Origin of the sequence: Nonomuraea sp. NPDC048826, from assembly GCF_043198225.1 — a bacterium.
Classification (GTDB): domain Bacteria; phylum Actinomycetota; class Actinomycetes; order Streptosporangiales; family Streptosporangiaceae; genus Nonomuraea.
Genome location: NZ_JBICUQ010000014.1, coordinates 13,978 through 35,378, shown reverse-complemented (window position 1 = coordinate 35,378; position 21,401 = coordinate 13,978). Strand labels below are relative to the sequence as shown.

The 21,401-nt window shown below is 71.5% G+C and carries 21 protein-coding genes; 17 read left to right on the top strand and 4 right to left on the bottom strand.

Annotated elements, in window-relative coordinates:
* The first annotated feature begins 4 nt into the window (after positions 1-4).
* From ACGFI7_RS39110 to ACGFI7_RS39030, 17 genes are all read left to right on the top strand, one after another.
* On the top strand, positions 5-1,252 hold the full coding sequence (locus ACGFI7_RS39110; protein ID WP_393414252.1) for a replication-associated recombination protein A: 1,248 nt from the start codon (positions 5-7) through the stop codon (positions 1,250-1,252).
* 46 nt (positions 1,253-1,298) lie between these two features.
* On the top strand, positions 1,299-1,985 hold the full coding sequence (locus tag ACGFI7_RS39105; protein ID WP_393413946.1) for a hypothetical protein: 687 nt from the start codon (positions 1,299-1,301) through the stop codon (positions 1,983-1,985).
* Positions 1,986-2,148: 163 nt separating this feature from the next.
* Positions 2,149-2,523, top strand: coding sequence for a DUF948 domain-containing protein (locus ACGFI7_RS39100; RefSeq protein ID WP_393413943.1), 375 nt, complete (start codon positions 2,149-2,151; stop codon positions 2,521-2,523).
* Positions 2,520-2,750 (top strand): hypothetical protein, encoded by a 231-nt coding sequence (locus ACGFI7_RS39095; RefSeq protein WP_393413940.1) that lies wholly within the window; start codon positions 2,520-2,522, stop codon positions 2,748-2,750. The genes ACGFI7_RS39100 and ACGFI7_RS39095 overlap by 4 nt, the downstream gene beginning before the upstream one ends.
* 17 nt (positions 2,751-2,767) lie before the next feature.
* Complete coding sequence (alaS, locus tag ACGFI7_RS39090) at positions 2,768-5,440, top strand: alanine--tRNA ligase (RefSeq protein WP_393413937.1); 2,673 nt, start codon at positions 2,768-2,770, stop codon at positions 5,438-5,440.
* Between the two features lies 1 nt (position 5,441).
* On the top strand, positions 5,442-5,912 hold the full coding sequence (gene ruvX, locus ACGFI7_RS39085) for a Holliday junction resolvase RuvX (RefSeq protein WP_393413934.1): 471 nt from the start codon (positions 5,442-5,444) through the stop codon (positions 5,910-5,912).
* Between the two features lie 1,059 nt (positions 5,913-6,971).
* The gene (locus tag ACGFI7_RS39080; protein WP_393413932.1) at positions 6,972-7,211 is read left to right on the top strand and encodes a hypothetical protein; all 240 of its coding nucleotides are present in this window, start codon (positions 6,972-6,974) and stop codon (positions 7,209-7,211) included.
* 232 nt (positions 7,212-7,443) lie between these two features.
* Positions 7,444-8,607: an endolytic transglycosylase MltG gene (mltG, locus tag ACGFI7_RS39075; protein ID WP_393413929.1), complete on the top strand. Its 1,164-nt coding sequence runs from the start codon at positions 7,444-7,446 to the stop codon at positions 8,605-8,607.
* Positions 8,608-8,638: 31 nt separating this feature from the next.
* Complete coding sequence (locus ACGFI7_RS39070; protein WP_393413926.1) at positions 8,639-9,493, top strand: shikimate dehydrogenase; 855 nt, start codon at positions 8,639-8,641, stop codon at positions 9,491-9,493.
* Between the two features lie 312 nt (positions 9,494-9,805).
* Positions 9,806-10,393: a translation initiation factor IF-3 gene (gene infC, locus ACGFI7_RS39065; protein WP_393414249.1), complete on the top strand. Its 588-nt coding sequence runs from the start codon at positions 9,806-9,808 to the stop codon at positions 10,391-10,393.
* A gap of 125 nt (positions 10,394-10,518) precedes the next feature.
* A complete protein-coding gene (gene rpmI / locus ACGFI7_RS39060; RefSeq protein ID WP_393413923.1) occupies positions 10,519-10,713 on the top strand; it encodes a 50S ribosomal protein L35 in 195 nt (64 codons plus the stop codon).
* 24 nt (positions 10,714-10,737) lie between these two features.
* Positions 10,738-11,121 carry a 50S ribosomal protein L20 gene (rplT, locus tag ACGFI7_RS39055; protein ID WP_393413920.1) on the top strand — a complete coding sequence of 128 codons (384 nt, stop codon included), beginning with the start codon at positions 10,738-10,740 and terminating at the stop codon, positions 11,119-11,121.
* Between the two features lie 67 nt (positions 11,122-11,188).
* Positions 11,189-11,992 carry a TrmH family RNA methyltransferase gene (locus tag ACGFI7_RS39050; RefSeq protein ID WP_393413917.1) on the top strand — a complete coding sequence of 268 codons (804 nt, stop codon included), beginning with the start codon at positions 11,189-11,191 and terminating at the stop codon, positions 11,990-11,992.
* A 50-nt stretch (positions 11,993-12,042) separates the two neighbouring features.
* Positions 12,043-13,125 (top strand): ATP-binding protein, encoded by a 1,083-nt coding sequence (locus tag ACGFI7_RS39045; protein ID WP_393413914.1) that lies wholly within the window; start codon positions 12,043-12,045, stop codon positions 13,123-13,125.
* A 120-nt stretch (positions 13,126-13,245) separates the two neighbouring features.
* A complete protein-coding gene (gene pheS, locus ACGFI7_RS39040; RefSeq protein WP_393414246.1) occupies positions 13,246-14,286 on the top strand; it encodes a phenylalanine--tRNA ligase subunit alpha in 1,041 nt (346 codons plus the stop codon).
* Complete coding sequence (locus ACGFI7_RS39035) at positions 14,286-16,841, top strand: phenylalanine--tRNA ligase subunit beta (RefSeq protein ID WP_393413911.1); 2,556 nt, start codon at positions 14,286-14,288, stop codon at positions 16,839-16,841. Before pheS ends, ACGFI7_RS39035 begins: the two co-directional genes overlap by 1 nt.
* A gap of 108 nt (positions 16,842-16,949) precedes the next feature.
* Entirely contained in the window at positions 16,950-17,183 is a 234-nt protein-coding gene (locus ACGFI7_RS39030; RefSeq protein ID WP_393413908.1) for a hypothetical protein, read from the top strand.
* A gap of 7 nt (positions 17,184-17,190) precedes the next feature.
* Here the strand turns inward: ACGFI7_RS39030 and ACGFI7_RS39025 are convergent, their stop codons facing one another.
* From ACGFI7_RS39025 to ACGFI7_RS39010, 4 genes are all read right to left on the bottom strand, one after another.
* Positions 17,191-18,483, bottom strand: a complete 1,293-nt coding sequence (locus ACGFI7_RS39025) for an MFS transporter (RefSeq protein ID WP_393413905.1) — start codon at positions 18,481-18,483, stop codon at positions 17,191-17,193.
* Between the two features lie 99 nt (positions 18,484-18,582).
* Positions 18,583-18,939 carry a nuclear transport factor 2 family protein gene (locus tag ACGFI7_RS39020; RefSeq protein WP_393413902.1) on the bottom strand — a complete coding sequence of 119 codons (357 nt, stop codon included), beginning with the start codon at positions 18,937-18,939 and terminating at the stop codon, positions 18,583-18,585.
* A gap of 33 nt (positions 18,940-18,972) precedes the next feature.
* Positions 18,973-19,374 (bottom strand): hypothetical protein, encoded by a 402-nt coding sequence (locus ACGFI7_RS39015; protein ID WP_393413900.1) that lies wholly within the window; start codon positions 19,372-19,374, stop codon positions 18,973-18,975.
* 166 nt (positions 19,375-19,540) lie between these two features.
* Positions 19,541-21,202, bottom strand: coding sequence for a class I adenylate-forming enzyme family protein (locus ACGFI7_RS39010; protein ID WP_393413897.1), 1,662 nt, complete (start codon positions 21,200-21,202; stop codon positions 19,541-19,543).
* Positions 21,203-21,401: the final 199 nt, after the last annotated feature.

The following is a 21,401-nucleotide window of genomic DNA, read 5'->3' as shown; positions in this document are numbered from 1 at the left end:
GCGCATGCGCCCGCGCACACTCGACGAGGTGATCGGCCAGCGCCACTTGCTCGGCCCCGGCACGCCCCTGCGGCGGCTGGTCGAGAGCGAGGCGCCGATGTCGCTGTTCCTGTGGGGCCCTCCCGGCACCGGCAAGACCACCCTGGCCTACGTCGTGTCCAACGTGACCAAGCGCCGCTTCGTGGAGATCTCCGCCGTCTCGGCCGGCGTCAAGGACGTCCGCGCCGCCATCGAGGCCGCCCGCCGCGAGCTGGGCATGTCCGGCCGTCAGACCGTGCTCTTCGTCGACGAGGTGCACCGCTTCAACAAGGCCCAGCAGGACGCGTTGCTGCCCGCCGTGGAGAACCGCTGGGTCACCTTCATCGGCGCCACCACGGAAAACCCGTTCTTCTCCGTCATCTCGCCGCTGCTGTCACGCTCGCTGCTGCTCACGCTGGAGTCGCTCGACGAGGACGACGTCCGCGCGGTGCTGGAGCGGGCCGTCTCCGACGAGCGCGGGCTCGGCGGGCGCGCCACCCTCGCCCCTGAGGCGCTCGACCAGCTGGTCAGGCTCGCCGGCGGCGACGCGCGCAGGTCGCTGACCTATCTCGAAGCCGCCGCCCTGCTGTCCGACGACATCACGGTCGAGGTGGTCGCGAAGGCCGTCGACAAGGCGGCCGTCCGCTACGACCGGCAGGGCGACCAGCACTACGACGTGATCAGCGCGTTCATCAAGTCGATGCGCGGCTCCGACGCCGACGCCGCGCTCCACTACCTGGCCCGCATGATCGAGGCGGGCGAGGACCCGCGCTTCATCGCCCGCCGCATCGTCATCTTCGCCTCCGAGGACGTCGGCATGGCCGACCCCACCTGCCTGCAGACCGCGGTCGCCGTCGCCCAGGCGGTGCAGCTCATCGGCCTGCCGGAAGGCCAGATCAACCTCGCGCACGCGGTCATCCACTGCGCGCTCGCGCCCAAGTCCAACGCCGTGGTGAAGGCCATCGGGGCCGCCGTCGGCGACGTCCGGCGCGGCCTCATCGGCCAGGTGCCCGGCCACCTGCGCGACGCCCACTACCCCGGCGCGGCCAAGCTCGGCCACGGCGAGGACTACAAGTACCCGCACGACTTCGACCACGGCCTCGTCCGCCAGGACTACGCGCCCGAGCAGATCCGCGACCGGCGCTACTACGAGCCGACCCGCCACGGCGCCGAGGCCCCGGTCGCCGACCGTTGGGCCAGGATCCGCGACTTCCTCCGCGGCTCCTCGTCGTGACCTCCCCGCCCGCCGCCCGCCGCCTCCGCCCTCCGAGGTCCTCGCCATGACCGACCACCGCGCCGCCTTCGACGCCTCCATCACCTTCGGCAACGGGGGAGACCTGACCGTCCACGACTTCCGGGTCGACGTGCCCGCGCCGGACGTCACCGAGGACGAGATCGCCGCCCTCTTCGTGGCCTCGCTCGGGCTGCTGATGACCGACACGGTCGAGCTCGCCAACGTGCGCGTCTTCGCCGAGCCGCACAAGGGCACCCGGGGCGGGCCCAGCGACCGCGCCGCCGCCGACCCGGCCGCCCGCGGCCGCGTCCTGCCGCTCGACACCTCCGCCACCCGCCTGGAGATCCCCGCACCCCCCGGAGTCCTGGACCGCACGGTCGAGCTTCCCGCCGTCGTCGTGCGCGTCTCGGGGGCCGGCTGGACGGCGATCGACGTCGGCGCCCTGGCCCCGTTCACCGTCCGCGGCCACGCCGTCCTCCTGCAGACCCAGGACGCCGAGGGCCTGACCGAGGCCGCGGCCCACCGGCTCGCGGCGCAGGGCGCCGCCCTGGTCGCCACCGACGCCCCCACCCTCGGCGCGCCGAGGAAGATCCTTCTGGAGGCGGGCATCCCCGTCGCCGAATCCCTCACCGGCCTGGACACCCTGCCGCCCACCGGCGCCTTCTTCACCGCCGTTCCGCCCCGCACCGCCTCGGGCGCCAACCCGGCCCGCGCCTACGCCCGCGTCCCGTGACGATCCGGCCTCCCGGCGGCCCGCGCCGCCTCGTCACCGGTAGCGTGACCCGTACCCCAGGAGCGGCTCGCCGCATGATCACAGCCGCCGTCCTCACCGCCCCTGTCCGCCGGACGCGATAGGGTCTTGGGATTCCGGCCCAGCGTACGAGGGAGATGCGCGGATGCTTACCGCTGGAGAGGTCGCCGGGCTCATCGCAGCCACGGGCTGGGTGGTCCTGGTCTGCGTTCTCGTCATGGTGCTCGTCAAACTCGCCAGGCTGCTCACCGAGACGACCAAGGCGGTCTCCGAGCTGAACGCACGCCTGACGCCGCTGCTCGACGACATGAGCCTCACCGTCAACGAGACCAACCGGCAGCTCGTCGCCGTCGAAGCCATCGCCAGGGACGTCAAGCAGGTGAGCGGCCACGCCGCCCGGCTCAGCGCCGTCACCCAGACCGTCTTCACCGGCCCGCTGATCAAGGTCTCGTCGCTCAGCTACGGCGTGCGCCGGGCCATCGAGGCCCGCAAGCCGCGCCGGACGGGGCGGCGGCGATGATCAGGCGGCTGTTCTACGTCTCGCTCGGCGCGTTCCTGTCCCTGTGGGTGATGCGCAAGCTGCAGGCGCTCCACCCCAACCACGTCGCGCGCAGGACCGTGCACAATGCGGCAGGCATGGTCGAACAGGTGAGAGACTTTACCTCTGACGCGCTCGGCGAGGCCGCCGGCCGCGAAATCGAGTTGCGGGCCCGTTTCGGCCTCGACAACCCTGACCACAACGACTAACGCAAAGGATGGCCACCATGGAGTCGGCAGAGATCGCGCGCCGCTTCCTGCGCTTCTTCGAGGAGCGTGGGCACAAAGTAGTGCCCTCGGCCAGCCTGATCGCTGAGGACCCGACGCTTCTCCTGGTCAACGCGGGTATGGTGCCGTTCAAGCCGTACTTCCTGGGGCAGCGCAAGCCTCCGGCGTCACGGCTCGCCACCGCCCAGAAGTGCGTGCGCACCCCCGACATCGACGAGGTCGGCAAGACGACCCGCCACGCGACGTTCTTCCAGATGCTCGGCAACTTCTCCATCGGCGACTACTTCAAGGCCGATGTGATCCCGTACGCCTGGGAGCTGCTCACCAAGCCCGAGTCCGAGGGCGGCTTCGGCTTCCCCGAGGACCGGCTCTGGGCGACGGTCTACCAGGACGACGACGAGGCGTTCGACATCTGGCACAACAAGGTCGGCCTGCCCGCCGACCGCATCCAGCGGCGCGGCCTGGAGGACAACTACTGGCACATGGGCGTGCCGGGTCCCGGCGGCCCCTGCTCGGAGATCTACTACGACCGCGGCCCCGAGTACGGCCGCGAGGGCGGCCCGGTCGCCGACGAGGACCGCTACCTCGAGGTCTGGAACCTCGTGTTCATGCAGTACCAGCTCGGCGAGGTCCGCTCCAAGGTCGACTTCGACGTCCTCGGCGAGCTGCCCAGCAAGAACATCGACACCGGCATGGGCCTGGAGCGCATGGCCGCGATCCTGCAGGGCGTCGACAACATCTACGAGATCGACACCACCTACAAGATCCTCGACAAGGCCGCCGAGCTCACCGGCACCGCCTACGGCCGCGATCCGCGCACCGACGTGAGCCTGCGGGTCATCGCCGACCACGTGCGGGCCGGCACCATGCTGGTGGCCGACGGCGTCATGCCCGGCAACGAGGGCCGCGGCTACGTCCTGCGCCGTCTGCTGCGCCGTACGGTCCGCAACCTGCGCCTGCTCGGCTCCGGCGACCAGCGGCTCATGCACGTCCTCACCGACGTGGCGATCAACGTCATGGGCGAGCAGTATTCCGAGCTCAAGACCGACGCGCCGCAGATCCACGCGGTCATCGACGCCGAGGAGGCGTCGTTCCTCGGCACCCTCCGCACCGGCACCGCGATCTTCGACGTGGCCGTCGAGGAGACCAAGCGCAAGAAGGACACCACGCTCTCCGGCGAGCAGGCCTTCCAGCTCCACGACACCTACGGCTTCCCGATCGACCTCACGCTCGAGATGGCGGCCGAGCAGGGGCTCCAGGTCGACGAGGAGGGCTTCCGCCGCCTCATGAAGGAGCAGCGCGAGCGCGCCAAGGCCGACGCGGCGGCGAAGAAGATCGGCAACGCCGACATCTCCGTCTTCGGCCAGCTCCTGGAGAAGGCGGGCAAGGTCGAGTTCCTCGGCTACGACGAGACCGTGACCGACACCACCGTCGTCGGCGTCATCGTCGACGGCGTGTCCGTCCCCGCGGCGGGCGCCGGCACGACCGTCGAGGTCGTGCTCGGCCGCACCCCGTTCTACGCCGAGGGCGGCGGCCAGCTCGCCGACCAGGGCGTCATCCGCACCTCCGGCGCCGAGGTCGAGATCCTCGACGTGCAGTCGCCCCTCGCCGGCCTCGTCGTGCACCGCGGCAAGATCCGCAGCGGCGAGCTCAAGGCGGGCGACGACGCGCACGCGGAGATCGACCTGGAGCGGCGGCGCGCGATCTCGCGCAGCCACAGCGCCACCCACATGGTCCACCGCGGCTTCAAGAACGCGCTCGGCGAGTCGGCGGCCCAGGCCGGATCCGAGAACTCGCCCGGCCGCTTCCGCTTCGACTTCACCGCCACCGGCGCGGTCCCGCCGAGCGTGCTGCGCGACGTGGAGGACGAGGTCAACGCGATCCTGGTCAACGACCTCAAGGTCAACGCCTTCTACACCTCGCAGACCGAGGCCAGGGCGATGGGCGCGCTGGCGCTGTTCGGCGAGAAGTACGGCGACGAGGTCCGGGTGGTCGAGATCGGCGACTACTCCCGCGAGCTCTGCGGCGGCACCCACGTCCACAGCTCCGGCCAGCTCGGCCTGGTCAAGGTGCTGGGCGAGCAGTCCATCGGCGCGGGCGTGCGCCGGGTCGAGGCCCTGGTCGGCATCGACGCGTTCCGCTACCTGGCGCGCGAGAGCGTGCTGGTCTCGCAGCTCACCGAGCAGCTCAAGGCGCGCCGCGAGGAGCTGCCCGAGCGCATCGAGGGCATCGTCACCCGCCTCCGCACGGCGGAGAAGGAGCTGGAGAAGCTCCGCTCGGCCCAGGTGCTGGCGGTGGCGGGCGAGCTCGCCGCCAAGGCGGCCGACCTGGGCGGTGTCTCCGTCGTGACACACCGCGCGCCTGATGGCACCGTCGCCGACGATCTGCGTAAGCTCGCGCTGGACGTGCGGGGCAGGTTCCCGGCCGACAGGCCGGCGGTGATCGTCGTCGCGGGCGTCCCCGCCGACCGGCCCGTGGTGGTCGCGGCGGTGAACGAAACGGGACGCGAGCGCGGGCTGAAGGCCGGACGGCTGGTCGGCGTCGCGGCCAAGGCCCTGGGCGGCGGCGGTGGCGGCAAGGACGACGTCGCGCAGGGCGGCGGCAGCCGTCCCGAGGCGATCGGCGACGCCCTGCGGCTCGTCGAGCAGACCATCACGGAGCAACTCGGCTGACATGAGGTTCGGCACACGGCTCGGCGTCGACGTCGGGTCGGTTCGCATCGGCGTGGCGCGCAGCGACCCATCGGGGATGCTCGCCACGCCGGTGGAGACCGTCCAGCGCGGCAAGGGCGACCTCGACCGCATCGCCGCGATCGCCGACGAGTACGAGGCGATCGAGGTGGTCGTGGGGCTGCCCAAGTCGCTGTCCGGGCGTCAGGGCCCCGCGGCGACGCTGGCCCGCGAGTTCGCCGTGCTGCTCGCGGCGCGGCTGGCCCCGACGCCGGTCCGGCTCTTCGACGAGCGGCTGACCACGGTCGCCGCCCAGCACGGGCTGCGCGCCAGCGGCGTACGGGCCAAGAAGCAGCGCGGCGTCATCGACCAGGCGGCGGCCGTGGTGCTGCTCCAGGACGCCCTCGACTCCGAACGCGCCACCGAAAGGGCACCCGGCCACCCGGTCACCCCGCCCGACGCCCCCACCTCATGACCGGCCACCGGCCACCCCTACCAACCGCACCTCACCCCCACCCCGTCGCCGGGCCGTGGCCGCACGCGCTCGCCGCGTCACACCCCCAGCCCTTCACCGGGCCTTGGCCATACTCGCTTACGGCATCCGGCCGTCCGCCCTTCTCCGGGCCGGGGCTGCGTGTGCTCGCCGCACCTCATCACCCTCCCGCCGCCGGGCTGTGGCCGCGTTCGCTCACCGCGTCCCACCCGCAGCCCTTCGCCGGGCTGTGTCTGCGTGGGCTGGCTGCACATCACTCGACCGTCGCCGGGCCGTGGCGGCGTTCGCTCGCGACGTCTCACCGCTCGCCCTTCGCCCGGCCGGGGCTGCGTGCGCTCACCGCATCGGATCACTCGCCCGTCGCGGGACTGAGGCCATGCCTGCTTACCGCACCTCATCACCTTCCCGTCGCCGGATCTCGGTCTGGCCGCCGACACAAGGGTCGGGCCTCGGCTGGGCAGTGGCAGGCCGTCCGTCAGGCGGGCAGCGGTGAGCGCGCCCACCACTCCGAGGCTCCGGCCCTCCACGGCGTCCCGCCGGTGCCGGGCGTGGACCGCGAGTCGCCGCCGTCGGGCTCCGGGCGGCGGGCGGCTCAGGTGGGATGCGGCAGTGCCTCGCCGCACGTGATCTCGGTCGCCGGCCCCGGCGGGCAACCTCTGCGGTACGACACGCCAGGCCACGGGGGACAGCTCCCGCAGACCGCCTGGCCAAGGCATGCCGGACAAGTCCTCGTAGTCAGCCAGGCCAAGACCTCGCGCACGGGCACCTCGCCGATGTCGCCAGGCACAGAAGGCAGGGAGCGACGTCGGCGGGCCGGTGGGGATCGCGGGCGTGCGGATGACCTCGCGTCCGCCTCCCCGGCCGGCATCCCCCAGAGCACGCTCGTACGGCGGGAAGAAGGCCCCGGTTTCCCTCAGCAGCCTCGTACGGCGGTGAAGGAGCCGGCAGGCTCGGGCAGAGGCGGGATGGGCGGGTCTTGGGGAGAAACGGGCATCCGCTGGAGGGGGCGCGTACGTATCACCGGGAAAGACAATGGTGCCGGTGAAGATCGCTAAAGTGGGCGGGCACGTTCACACCGGAACGGAAGTCCCGTACCGGCGTGAATCCGTCACGCTGCGTGACCTGCGAGCCCGCACGCCAGACAGCGGGCGGACGGCGGCGAGCCGGGGAGGCAGGTTTGGTGGCCAGCCTCAGGTGCATAGAATCACCAAATTCACCTACAAAGAGAGCGAGTTCGTGAGATACCGGATAGAGCTGAACGAGAAACTCGGGATGAACTGATGCTCACCGGGCCGCTCACCGCAGCTCAGGAGAACGCCGGACCGTTCTGGCGCCGCTCCCGAGCCGGGACACACACGCTCTTTCCATCCTCTAACATGGCTACCCACAGTGACCCCGGCCGGTCGTCACCGTCTGACCGGCGCATCCCCCTCATCCGCTCGGTGACCCCCCGCCGCCAGGCGCTCCCAATCGGCGCAGGGCCAGCAATGCCGGGAGATTGGCCAGCTCACCTATGAACGATCTCGACGACATGGACTTCCTCCTCGGCGCCGAGGACGACGACGGCCGGGGCCGGCGGCGCGGCCGGGGCGCGAACGGCCGGAAGGGCCGCAGGAGGCGCCGCCGCCGCAACCGGGGTGGCTTCCTGGCCCCGCTGCTCGCGTTCATCATCCTGGCCGGCATCATCGGCGGTGGCGGCTACTACGGCTACCGATGGGTCAGCGACGCGCTGGTGCCCGACGACTACACCGGTCAGGGCACGGGCGAGGTCGTCATCGAGATCAAGGACGGCCAGAGCGCCGGCGAGGTGGCGGAGGAGCTGCAGCGGCAGGGCGTCGTCGCCAGCGCCAGGGCCTTCACCAACGCCATCGACAGCGCGGGCAAGAGCGCGTCACTCCAGCCCGGCACGTACAAGATGCGCAAGCAGATGGCCGCCGCCGAGGCGGTCAAGCTGCTCGACCCGAAGAACCTGGTCGTGGCCAAGGCGACGATCAAGGAGGGGCTGCGGCTCTCCGACACCTTCAAGCATCTCGCGGAGAAGACCGGCAAGCCGCAGAAGGAGTTCGAGAACGCGGCCAAGAGCGCCGAGGACCTCGGCCTGCCCCGCTACGCCAAGGGCAAGCTGGAGGGCTACGCCTTCCCCGCCACGTACGACTTCCGGCCGAACGCCACCCCGGCCGAGATGCTCACGCAGATGGTCGAGCGGTTCAACCAGACGGCCGAGCGGGTCGACCTGGAGGCCAGCGCCAAGAAGATGGGCTACACGCCTCACGAGATGATCACCATCGCGAGCATCATCCAGGCCGAGGCGGGCCGTCACGAGGACATGCCGAAGATCGCGAGGGTCATCTACAACCGGCTCAACCACGAGCCGGAGATGACGCTGTCGATGGACAGCACGGTCATGTACGCCTGGCGCCGCTACCGGACCAGGGCGACCAGCGCCGAGCTGGAGATCAAGTCTCCGTACAACACCTACAAGAACCTCGGCCTGCCGCCCGGACCGATCGCCAACCCCGGTGACCACGCCATCGAGGCGGCGCTCAGCCCGGCCAAGGGGCCATGGCTGTTCTTCGTCGCCACCGACCCCAAGAGCAACGTCACCAAGTTCGCCACCACCGAGGCGGAGCGTCAGGCGCTCCTCGCCGAGCTGGAGCGCAACTCCGCGGGCGGCTGACCCGTATGATGGCGGACCGAAAGGGGGGTGCATGCGAGCTGCCGTGATGGGCTCGCCGATCGCCCACTCGCTCTCGCCGCACCTGCACCGGGCCGCCTACCGCGAGATGGGGCTGTCCGGCTGGAGCTACGACGCGTTCGAGTGTGACGAGGCGGCGCTGCCGGGTTTGCTGCGCGAGCTGCGCCCGGTCCGCGGCGCGGGTCCGGAGGAGGCCGGCTCGTGGGCCGGGCTGTCGCTGACCATGCCGCTCAAGCGGGCCGTCATGCCCCTGCTCGACAGCGTGTCCGAGCTCGCGGTGGAGGTCGGCGGGGCGAACACGGTGGTGTTCGCCGGCGGCGCCGCCCACGGCGACAACACCGACGTCTACGGCATCGTGCGGGCGCTGACCGAGGCCGGCGTGCCCGCGCCGCGTTCGGCGACCGTGCTGGGCGGCGGCGCCACCGCCTGCTCCGCGCTGGCCGCGCTGCGCGATCTCGGTCTGTACGAGGCCACGCTGGTGGTCCGCGACCCGGCGCGGGCGGGTGAGACGGTGGGCGCGGCCGAGCGGCTCGGGGTGGCGCTCGCGGTGCAGACGTTCGACAAGCTGACCACGGCCACCCAGGTGGACCTGGTGGTCTCCACCCTGCCGGGCGTCGCCGGCGACGCCCACGCCGACCGGCTGGCCGGTGTCCCGGCGCTGTTCGACGTGGTCTACTCGCCCTGGCCGACCCGGGCCGCCGCGGCCGTCGAGTCCGCGGGCGGCATCGTGGTGGGCGGCTTCGCGATGCTGCTCCACCAGGCGGTGCGCCAGGTGGAGCTGATGACCGGCCGGTCCGACGTCCCGGTGGCGGCGATGCGCGCGGCCGGCGAGGCGGAGATCCTCAGACGGGTCACGCTAACGGGTTGACCACCATCGCGGTGGCGGCGGTGAGTGGGTCCCGCGTTCGGGAAGATTCGAGGTCGCTGCGTGGTTGTGGTAATGTAGCTCTCTGATCGGTCCGGCATGACATTGCTGGACGCGCAAGCGGAGGTCTCCCTCCCACCCGAGCGGCCGAAAGGCGGCCGGGTCAAGGATCACGCCGGACTACTCCGGGGAGCTTGAAGGCCACGACGCCGAAGAGCTCAGTGGCCCCGCATGCGCGACGTGCGGGGCTTTTCGCGTTTTCGCGGGAGCTCCCGGCACGACGAGCACGTAGGGATCGCAAACCTAGGAGGCCCCATCAGCACTGAGCCCCGCATCAACGAGCGTATCCGAGTTCCCGAGGTGCGCCTCGTGGGCCCGAACGGCGAGCAGGTGGGCATCGTGTCCATCCACGACGCACTCAAGCTCGCCCAGGAAGCCGACCTTGACCTCGTCGAGGTCGCGGCGACGGCTCGACCGCCCGTGTGCAAGCTCATGGACTACGGCAAGTTCAAGTACGAGTCCGCGATGAAGGCGCGCGAGGCGCGCAAGAATCAGGCGCACACGATCATCAAGGAGATCAAGCTCCGGCCGAAGATCGACCCGCACGACTACGAGACCAAGAAGGGTCACGTGGTCCGGTTCCTCAAGGCCGGCGACAAGGTCAAAGTCACGATCATGTTCAGGGGCCGTGAGCAGTCCCGGCCCGAGCTGGGGTTCAGGCTTCTGCAGCGGCTCGCGGAGGACGTCCAGGAGCTCGGCTTCGTGGAGTCCCAGCCCAAGCAGGACGGCCGTAACATGATCATGGTGATCGGTCCGCACAAGAAGAAGGCCGAGGCCAAGGCCGAGAAGGCCGCCGCCAAGGCACAGCGTGGCAGTGAGGAGCCCTCCGCGCAGGAGGTGTGACCCGCGGCTCGGGCTAGCCTTGCCGCACACCCCCGAGCAGCCAGCGCAAGACGAAGACGCCGAAGACCGGGTCGGCTCGCCACCGGCCCGGCCACCGGCACGACCGAATGAGGAGAGACGGCGACATGCCGAAGATGAAGACGCACAGCGGTGCGAAGAAGCGGTTCCGGCTCACCGGCACCGGCAAGGTGAAGCGCCGCCGCGCCAACCGCGCTCACTACAACGAGTGGAAGTCGTCTAAGCTGACGCGCCGTCTCAAGAACGAGGTCGTCCTTTCCGACGCCGACACCAAGAAGATCAAGAAGCTGCTCGCCAAGTAGCGCGAACCCCCGGGGAGAAGAAACATGGCACGCGTGAAGCGGGCGCTCAACGCCAAGAAGAAGCGCAAGGTCGTTCTCGAGCGGGCGAGCGGTTACCGTGGCCAGCGGTCACGGCTCTACCGCAAGGCCAAGGAGCAGATGCTCCACTCGATGACGTACGCCTACCGGGACCGCAAGGACCGCAAGGGCGCCTTCCGTCGTCTGTGGATCCAGCGGATCAACGCCGCGGCTCGTCAGAACGGCATGACCTACAACCGCCTCATCCAGGGACTTCGCCTGGCCAACATCGAGGTGGACCGCAAGATCCTGGCCGATCTCGCGGTGAACGACAGCCAGACCTTCGCCACGCTCGTCGAGGCCGCCAAGAAGGCGCTGCCGGCGAACGTGAACGCGCCGGCCGCGGGCTGACCCGAGTTTTGAGAGAAGGGCTCACCCGAGCGGTGGGCCCTTTTCCATGCACACCCACAGGAGTGAGATGGCGGGAGCCGAGCTGACCAACGTCCGGTCGCCGCGGGTCAAGGCGGCTCGCCGGCTCGCCAAACGCGCCTTCCGCGACCAGGACCGCAAGTTCCTGGCCGAGGGGCCGCAGGCGGTGCGCGAGGCGCTCAAGCTGGACGGGGTCACGCTGGAGCTGTTCACCACCGCCGAGGCCGAGACCCGCCACCCCGAGCTGGTCGACGAGGCCGCCGCCCAGGGCCTCCCGGTCCACCGGGCCAGCGGCGAGGTCATGGCCGAGCTCTCGCAGACCGTCACCCCGCAGGGCCTGGTCGCCGTCTGCCGGCCGGTGCACGTGCCGCTCGCCGACGCGCTCCCCGGCTCCGCCCGCCTGGTGGCCGTTCTCGCGCACGTGCGCGACCCGGGCAACGCCGGCACCGTGATGCGGGCGGCCGACGCCGCCGGCGCCGACGCGGTCATCTTCACCGACGCGAGCGTGGATCCGTACAACGGCAAGTGCGTGCGCGCCAGCGCGGGTAGCCTGTTCCACGTACCCGTGGCCATCGGCGCTCCGGTCGCCCAGACCGTGAGCCGGCTGAAGGAGCAGGGCCTGCGCGTCCTCGCGGCCGACGGGGCGGGAAGCCACACGCTCGACGACGTCGACCTGTCCGGGCCCACCGCGTGGATCTTCGGCAACGAGGCGTGGGGCCTTCCCCAAGAGGTGCTCGACCTGGCCGACGACGTGGTGCGCGTGCCCATCTACGGACAGGCGGAGAGCCTCAATCTGGCCACCGCCGCGGCGGTGTGCCTTTACTCCTCCGCCAGGGCTCAGCGAGTGCCCTAGGCGGCGGGAAACCCGCTATTGTCGGCCATGGAGGCGGAGGAGGCGAGGTCGTGCACGGCGCAGACACCGACGGGCGGCTGGTTGCCGCCGCGTGCACGATAGCGATCGACGATCTTCCCGACGGCCTCGTCGTCGCCGACCGGTTCGGCCGCGTGCTCGCGGTCAACCGCGCCGCCGCCCGGCTCACCGGCGTCAAGCCGGAGCGCGCCGTCGGCCGCGACATGAACGAGGTGTTCCCGTTCCGCGACAACGACGGCCGCGACTGGTGGAAGGCGCTCGATCCCGAGGGCGGCCTGCGCACCCGCAGCCGCGTGCCGGAGCGTCCGCTCCACCTGCCCGGCCGCCAGGAGGTGTACGTGGCCGCGCGGTTCGTGCGCGAGCCCGAGCGGTGCGGCGACGTCGAGCGGGTCGCGATCACCCTGCGCGACGGCGGCGCCCGGGCCCGGCTGGAGCGCAGCCGCGCCGACCTGGTCTCCACGGTCGCCCACGAGCTGCGCTCGCCGCTGACCAGCGTCAAGGGGTTCACCGCGACGCTGCTGGCCAAGTGGAGCCGCTTCACCGAAGAGCAGAAGCTCGTCATGCTCGAGACCGTCAACAACGACGCCGACCGCGTCACCCGGCTCATCACCGAGCTGCTCGACGTCTCCCGCATCGAGTCCGGCCGGCTGGAGCTGCGCCGCCAGGTCGTCGACATCCCCGCCAGGGCGCGCCGCGTCATCGCCGGGCGGGTCGCGGCCGGCGAGCCCGAAGACCGCTTCCGCCTCGCCGTCGGCGACGACCTCCCCGAGATGTGGCTCGACCAGGACAAGGTTGACCAGATCCTGGCTAACCTGGTGGAAAACGCGGTGCGTCACGGCCGAGGCACCGTGACAATCGGTATCGAGTCCGTGGGATGGGGAGTGGCCGTGTCGGTGCGCGATCAGGGCGAGGGCGTCAGGCCCGAGGTCGCCCCGCGCGTCTTCAGGCAGTTCTGGCGCGGAAACAGCCGCAAGCGCGGCGGCACCGGTCTCGGCCTGTTCATCGTCAAGGGGCTGGTGGAGGCCCACGGCGGCACCATCACCGTGCAGCAGGCGCCTGAGGGCGGGGCGGAGTTCCGATTTACCGTGCCCACCGGCACGCCCGACTTCGCGTGACGCCGGGACCGGTGGGCGGCCACTAGACTTTTCCCGCTCAAGCCCTGGATACGGAGCTCACTCTTGTCTGACTACGACCCGGTCGAGGTCACCCCGCTGCACGCCGACGAGGTGTCCCGGATGGAGGCCGACGCCATCGCGGCGATCAAGGCGGCCGGCAGCCTCGACGCACTCAAGCAGGCCAGGCTCGCACATTCCGGCGACCGCTCGCCGCTCGCCCTGGCCAACCGCGAGATCGGCGCCCTGCCGCCGGCCGCCCGCGCCGAGGCCGGCAAGCGGATCGGCGCCGCCCGCAGAGCCGTCGGCGAAGCGCTCGCCACCCGCCAGGCCGAGCTCGAGGCCGAGCGCGACGCCCGGGTGCTCGTCGAGGAGACCGTCGACGTCACCCTGCCGTGGGACCGCCGCCCGCGCGGCGCCCGCCACCCGCTGACCACGCTGCAGGAGCGCATCGCCGACACCTTCGTCGCGATGGGCTACGAGGTGGCCGAGGGCCCCGAGCTCGAAGGCGAGTGGTTCAACTTCGAGGCGCTCAACATCGCCAAGGACCACCCCGCCAGGTCCGAGCACGACACGTTCTTCGTCGGCTCCACCGACTCGGGCATGGTGCTGCGCACGCAGACCTCGCCGCTGCAGATCCGCGCCCTGCTCGACCGCGGCGTGCCGTGCTACGCGATCGCGCCCGGCAAGACCTTCCGCACCGACGAGCTCGACGCCACCCACACCCCGGTCTTCCACCAGACCGAGGGCCTGGCCGTCGACAAGGGCCTGACCATGGCCCACCTCAAGGGCACGCTCGACCGGTTCGCCGAGGTCATGTTCGGCGAGGGCATCACGACCCGGTTCCGGCCCAACTACTTCCCGTTCACCGAGCCGTCCGCGGAGATGGACCTCAAGTGCTTCGTCTGCCGCGGCGCCTCGGCGGTGCCCGGCAACCCGCCCTGCCGCACCTGCAAGAGCGAGGGCTGGATCGAGTGGGGCGGCTGCGGCATGGTCAACCCGCGGGTGCTCGTCGCCTGCGGCATCGACCCGTCGGTCTACTCCGGGTTCGCCTTCGGGATGGGCATCGAGCGGACGCTGATGTTCCGCCACAACGCCGAGGACATGCGCGACATGATCGAGGGAGACGTGCGCTTCACGCTCCCCTTCGGAATGGAGATCTGATGAGGGTCCCGCTTTCCTGGCTGCGGGAGTATGTCGATCTCCCGGCGGTCACCGCCCAAGAGGTGGCCGACAAGCTCACGGCCGCCGGGCTCAAGCTGGAGTCCATCGCCTCCCATGGCCACGACGTCAAGAACGTCGTGGTCGGCGAGGTGCTGGAGATCGAGGAACTGACCGGCTTCAAGAAGCCGATCCGCCACTGCAAGGTCGAGGTGGGCGAGCCGACGCCGCGCGAGATCGTCTGCGGCGCCACCAACTTCGCCGTCGGCGACCGCGTCCCGGTGGTGCTGCCGGGCGGCGTGCTGCCCGGCGGGTTCGAGGTCGGCGCCCGCAAGACCTACGGCCGCATGTCCGAGGGCATGATCTGCTCCGAGCGCGAGCTGGGCCTGGGCGACGACCACGACGGCATCATGGTGCTGCCGGCCGGCACCCCGATCGGCACCGACGTGGTCGAGCTGCTCGGCCTGCGCGACGACGTGATCGAGCTGGAGATCACCCCCGACATCGGCTACGCGCTGTCGATCCGCGGCGTGGCCCGCGAGGTCGCGATCGCGTTCGAGGTGGACTTCCGCGACCCGGCCGACGTCGAGCTGCCGCAGGAGACCACCCGGGCGTGGCCGGCCTACATCGAGGACCCGACCGCGTGCGACCGGTTCGTGCTGCGCCAGGTCACCGGGTTCGACCCGGAGGCCAAGAGCCCGCTGTGGATGCGCACCCGGCTCATCCGGGCCGGCATGCGGCCGGTGTCGCTCGCCGTCGACATCACCAACTACCTCATGCTGGAGCTCGGCCAGCCGCTGCACGCCTTCGACACGGCCAAGCTCACCGGTGAGATCGTGGTGCGGCGGGCGTTCCCCGGCGAGCGGCTCGAGACGCTCGACCACGTCGTGCGCGACCTCGACCCCGACGACATCCTCATCACCGACCAGTCAGGGCCGATCTCCATGGCCGGCACCATGGGCGGCCTGGAGACCGAGATCTCCGACGGCTCCACCGAGATCGTCATCGAGGCGGCCCACTTCTCGGCCACCGGCATCTCCCGCGAGTCGCGCCGCCACAACCTCGTCTCCGAGGCGTCCAAGCGGTTCGAGCGCGGCGTCGACCGCGAGCTGCCGCTCGCCGCCTCGTGGCGGGCCGTCACCATGCTGGCCGAGCTGGGCGGCGCCACCGTCCTGCCCGGGGTCACCCACGCCCAGGTCGACGTCCGGCCCGCCCGCGTGTCGATCCCCGCCAGTCATCCCGGCGACATCGCCGGCATGCCGTACGCGAAAGAGACCGTCGTGCGCCGGCTGGAGCAGATCGGCTGCACCGTCGTCGACGGCGACGACCCCGCGGTGCGCGAAGGCGGCGTCGACCCGACCGGCGTGGTCACCGGCGGTGAGCTGGCGGCGAAGCTGGCCGTCAAGGGCGACGACATGATCACGGTCACCCCGCCGTCGTGGCGGCCCGACCTCACCGACCCCAACGACCTCGCCGAGGAGGTCATCCGGCTGGAGGGCTACGAGCGGCTGCCGTCCGTGCTGCCCAGCGCGCCCGCCGGGGCCGGGCTCACCGAGGGCCAGCGGTTGCGCAGGAGGGTCGGCCGGGCGCTGGCCGAGGCGGGTTACGCCGAGGTGCTGGCCTACCCGTTCATCAGCGCCGACGACTTCGACCGGCTGCAGTTGCCCGCCGACGACGCCCGCCGCCGCGCGGTGCGGCTGGCCAACCCGCTCGGCGAGGACGAGCCGCTGATGCGCACCACGCTGCTGCCGGGGCTGCTCAAGACCCTGGTACGCAACGCCGGGCGCGGCTTCGCCGACGTGGCCCTGTTCGAGACGGGGGCCGTCTACCGTCCGCGCGAAGGCGCCCCCGAGACCGCCCCGGTGCTCGGCGTCGAGCGGCGGCCCACCGCCGAGGAGCTGGCCTCGATCGAGGCGGCGCTGCCCGACCAGCCGTGGCGGGTCGCGGTGGTGCTCGCCGGCGAGTTCGAGCGCTCGGGCTGGTGGGGTGCGGGCCGCCAGGCCTCCTGGGCCGACGCGGTGCAGGCCGGTCGGACCATCGCCGCCGAGGCCGGCCTTGAGCTGTCGATCGTGGCCGACCAGCACGAGCCGTGGCATCCCGGCCGGTGCGCCGCGCTCTATCTCGGCGACCTGCTCGTCGGCCACGCGGGCGAGCTTCACCCGCGCGTCATCGAGGCCTACGGGCTGCCGCCGCGCACGGCCGCGCTGGAGCTGGAGCTGACCCGGCTGGAGACGGCCCTGCCCGGGCCCGCCCAGGCGCCGGCCATCTCCGCCTACCCGGTCGCGACCCAGGACGTGGCGCTCGTGGTGCCCGACTTCACGCCTGTGGCGGACGTCGAGGCGGCGCTCCGCGACGGCGCGGGCGAGCTGCTGGAGTCGGTCCGGCTGTTCGACGTCTACACCGGCGCCCAGGTGGGCGAGGGCAACAAGTCGCTGGCGTACACGCTGCGCTTCCGCGCCCCCGACCGCACGCTGACGGCGGAGGAGATCGGCGCCGCCCGCGACGCCGCGGTGGCGCTGGCCGCCGACCGCGTGGGCGCCCAGCTCCGCACCGCCTGACCCGACACGACCAGGGCCGGCACGGATCCCCTGCCGGCCCTGGGCCGTCCTGATGCCCGGGCCCCGCCGGGGCGATGCCACGGCCGAGGTGCTGTCAGAATGCCGTGCATGAGGCAGCTACTCGTCTTCCATGAGCGCGAGGACGCCGAGGAGGTCGCCGAGACCCTCGGGGAGTGGTTCCCCGCGCTGGGCGTGCCGCAGGTGGTGCGGGAGGCGCTGGCGGGGGAGGACGACGCCGAGGACGCGCAGTGGCTCGTCGTCCTGGAAGGGGTCGCCGAGGAGAGCCTGGCCAAGGTGGACGAGCTGGCCGAGCGCTACGAGGGCTGGCGCGAGCAGGGGTGACCCGGGGTCAGGCGGGCGCCTGCTCGGCGCGGCGGGCCCGCTCGGCCAGCGCGTGCTCGTCCGTACGGGGGTCGTAGCGGCGGAACGACGGCAGGGCGGCGGCGAGCGCGGTCACCGCGGCGACGCAGAGCAGGCCGCCGGCGCCGAGGGCGAACCTGGTCCCGCCGAGCTGGCTCATCAGCGAGGCGCGGGTGTTGCCCAGCATCGGGCCGGTCGAGTACGAGAGCAGCTCGATCCCGGCCAGCCGGCCGCGCATCTCGTGCGGGATGGTCTGGTTCCAGATCGTCGAGCGGAAGATGCCGCTGATCATGTCGGCGGCGCCCGCCAGCGCCAGGCAGGCGAACAGCGCCCAGAAGGCCGGGACCGCCGCGGCCAGAGCCACCGCCGCGCCCCACACCGCCGCCGCGACGATGACGCCCATGCCCTGCCGGTGCACCCGGGCCGTCCAGCGGCCGGTGAGCGAGGCCAGCAGTGAGCCGACCGCGCCCGCCGAGTACAGCAGGCCGGTCGCGGACTCGGCGCCGTACTGTTCGGCCAGCGCCGGGTAGAGGGCGGTGGACATGGCGAACACCATCGCGGCGATGTCCACGAGGTAGGTGCCCATGAGGTCCTTGCGCCCGGTGGCGTAGCGGACGCCGTCGATCAGGGATCGGATCGAGGCGGGTGCGGCGTCCTCGGCGGGCGGGCGCGAGCCGATCCGCCACAGCAGCGCCAGCGAGATCAGGAAGCTGGCGGCGTCCAGGCCGTACGCGGTCGCCGGGCCGAGCACGGCCACCAGCCAGCCGCCCAGGGCGGGTGCGACGATCGCGCCGAAGTTCCATCGCAGGCTGGTCAGCACGGCGGCGGCGCCCAGCTGGTCGTGCCGGACGACCTGCGGGATCAGCGACTCCATGCTGGGCCGCTGCAGGCAGGCGATGCCCACGCTGAGCACGCCCACCACGTACAGCACCCACACCTGGGGCTGCGGCAGCAGCGCGTTGACCATGAGCGCGCCCGACGTGAGCGCCAGCCCCACCTCGCTCCGCAGGATGATCTTGCGCCGGTCGAGCGAGTCGGCGATGGCCCCGCCCCACAGCCCGCACACCACCATGGGCACGAACTCGGCCAGGCTCATCATGCCGACCGCGATGTAGGAGCCGGTCAGCTGCCACATCTGGAACGGCAGCGCCACCATGGTGATGAAGGTGCCGAACATGGTGACGACACCGGACGCCATCAGCAGCCGGAAGTCGCGGGAGTCACGCAACGGGGTGATGTCCGGGAGGACCTGGGCGAGAAAGGACTTCTTCGGTACGGGCACGAGGTCCGATTGTCGCGCCGGCCCGGGGACCGCCGCAAACGGTTTGCCGGGCACGCGAGAAGCCCCCGGCCGGGGCCGGGGGCTTCGGAAAGGGGCAGGTCAGGCGGCCGGCACCTGGTCCAGAAAACCGAGGACCTTGCGGATGCGCCCGTCCTCGGCCAGCTCGACCACGTCGAACCCGATCACCACCGGCGCCCCGCCCTCGGGGCCCAGGTGCCAGGTGAAGCGGGCGATGCCGTGGTGGGCGTCGTGCAGCTCGCCGGGGGTGAAGACCAGGCCGGGGAACATGCCCTGGGCGCCCTCGATGACGGCGGCGATGCCGTCGTGGCCGGTGACCTCCGCGAGCGGGTCGACGTACGTCGCGTCCTCGGTCCACACCTCGGCCACGGCCTTGGCGCGGGCGGCGGGGTCGGTCTCGTTCCAGGCGGCCACGTAGCGCTCGACGAGGTTCGTCATGATAAATCAGCCTTTCAGGGGTGTGGGGCTCGGTCAGAGCTTGCGGAGGCCCGAGATCTGCAGGGCGGCGAACCCGGCGACCACGAGGGCCTGCAGGATCGCCCACACCGCGCCGATCGTGGTGAACGCCAGGAGGCCCGTCACGACGGCGATCACGCTGGCCAGGGCCCAGACGATGTTCAGCCCGGCGACGGCCCGGGTGCCCGCCGCGCTGACCTGGCGGCGGCCCGCGAGGAGCCCGACGGCGATCGCGTACCCGATCAGGAAGATCCCGATGCCGCGCAGCGGGCCCGCGCCCGGCCCGAGCAGCTCACTCAGGAGGCCGGCGGCGGCGAGGTAGGCCAGGCCGTTGACCCCGGTGACGGCGGCGTCCACGGCGAGCACGAGTCGCAGGAACTTGGCCCGGTCAGTGGTCGTGCTGGTGATGGTGGTCATTCCGCGTCTCCTTAGGCGTTCGTTTCCGACACCCGCAACGGTGCCAGCGAGCACATAGGCCACGCGATTACCCGGTAGGTAAGGCGAGCCGGAACAACCACTCTGAGTTGGGCATATGAGCATGAAAAAGCGGCCCGCCGGTCGAGGCGGGCCGCTGGGCGCGTCGTCAGCCGCCGAGGACCTCCCGGCGCAGGCGGGTCTTGAGGATCTTGCCACCGGGGTTGCGCGGCAGCTCCTCCTCGCGGAACCAGAAGTGCACCGGCACCTTGAACGCGGCGATCCGCCCGTCCAGGAACGCCCGCAGCTCCTGGCCGGTGGCCGAGGCGCCGGGCGCGAGGCGGACCACCGCGCCGACCTCCTCGCCCAGCTCGTCGTGCGGGACGCCGATCACCGCGACGTCGTCCACCGCCGGGTGCTCGAAGAGCGCGGCCTCCACCTCGGCGCAGTAGACGTTCTCGCCGCCTCTGATCAGCATGTCCTTGGCCCGGTCGACGATGTAGACGAACCCGTCCTCGTCGATCTTGGCCAGGTCGCCGGTGTGCAGCCAGCCGCCGACGAACGTCTCGGCGGTGGCCTGCGGCTTGTTCCAGTAGCCCAGGATCACGTTGGGGCCGCGCACGCAGAGCTCACCGACCTCGCCCGGGGGCAGTTCCTCGTTCATCGGGTCGACCACGCGCAGGTCGACCACGGGGGAGGGGCGGCCGATGCTGTCGGGGTGCGCCTGGTAGTCGGCGCCGCCGTTGCCGACGGCCAGCGCGGTCGTCTCGGTCATGCCGTAGCCGTTGGAGGCGGCGCGGGCGGGGAGGTTCTCGGTGATGCGCTCCAGCAGCTTGGGCGGGGCGGGCGCGCCCCCGTAGCCGAGGGTGTTGAGCGACGACAGGTCGTGCTTGGCGAAGTCGGGGTGGGACATGAGCTGCCAGGCGTTGGTCGGCACGCCGATCATGGCGCTGACCTTCTCCCGTTCGATCAGCCGCAGCGCCTGGCCCGGGTCCCACTTGTACATGAGCACCAGGCCGCCGCCGCTGAACAGGGTCGTGGTCAGCGCCGAGAAGCAGCCGGTGACGTGGAACAGCGGCACGGTCAGCAGCGTCACCCGGCGCACGGCCGCGGCCTCACCGGGGTCCCTTCCGGACAGCGCGCTCGCGCGGTAGAGCCCGTAGGCGACGGTCATGGGCGCCTGGCCGAGGTTGCGGTGGCTGCCGAGCGCGCCCTTCGGCTGCCCGGTGGTGCCGGAGGTGTAGAAGATGGTGGCCGGGTCGTCGGGGGAGACCTCCACCTCGGGCAGGGTCACGTCGGCCCGGATCTCGCCGAGCACCTCGTCGAGCGTCCGCGCGCCCTCCGGGGCCGCGCCCCTGGCGACGATCATCGGCACGCCCGTGCCGGCCAGCCTGGGGGCCCGCTCGTCGTCGGCGATGATGACCTTCGCGCCGGAGTCGTGCACGCCGTAGGCCAGCTCCGGCTCGGTCCACCAGGCGTTCAGCGGCACCGCGATGGCCCCGGCAGCGAGCGCGGCGGAGAAGGCGATGGACCATTCGGGGTAGTTGCGCATGGCGACGGCGACCCGGTCGCCCTTGCGCACGCCGTAGTCGTCGGCCAGCCGGGTGGCGAGGGTGGCGGCGCGCCGGTAGTGCTCCTCGAACGTGAGGTATTCGTCCTCGTAGACGAGGAAGACCTTGTCGCCGTGCCATCGGCTGTTCTCCAGCAGTTGGCGGAAGTGGGTGGGCGCGTGCTTCCACGTCCGGATGCCGGTATCGCCGATCTCTTCCATCTCGAAGAGCTGACCGGGTCCGGTGAGCTGGGCTTCCACCTGGGCGTGCGAAAGGGTCATTACGCAGACTCCCACTGGACGGCTGTCGGATACATCACAGTACCGACCGGTAGGTACGTCGCGCCAGACCGCATTCACCGGCGGTTATCCGACGCCGTGCGCGTTCCGTCATCCTCTCGATATACGGTGAGCAGGTTGCATATTCATCCTCTGCAGTGCATCATCTCTACGAGTAAGACCATGAGGTAGGGTGCATGAT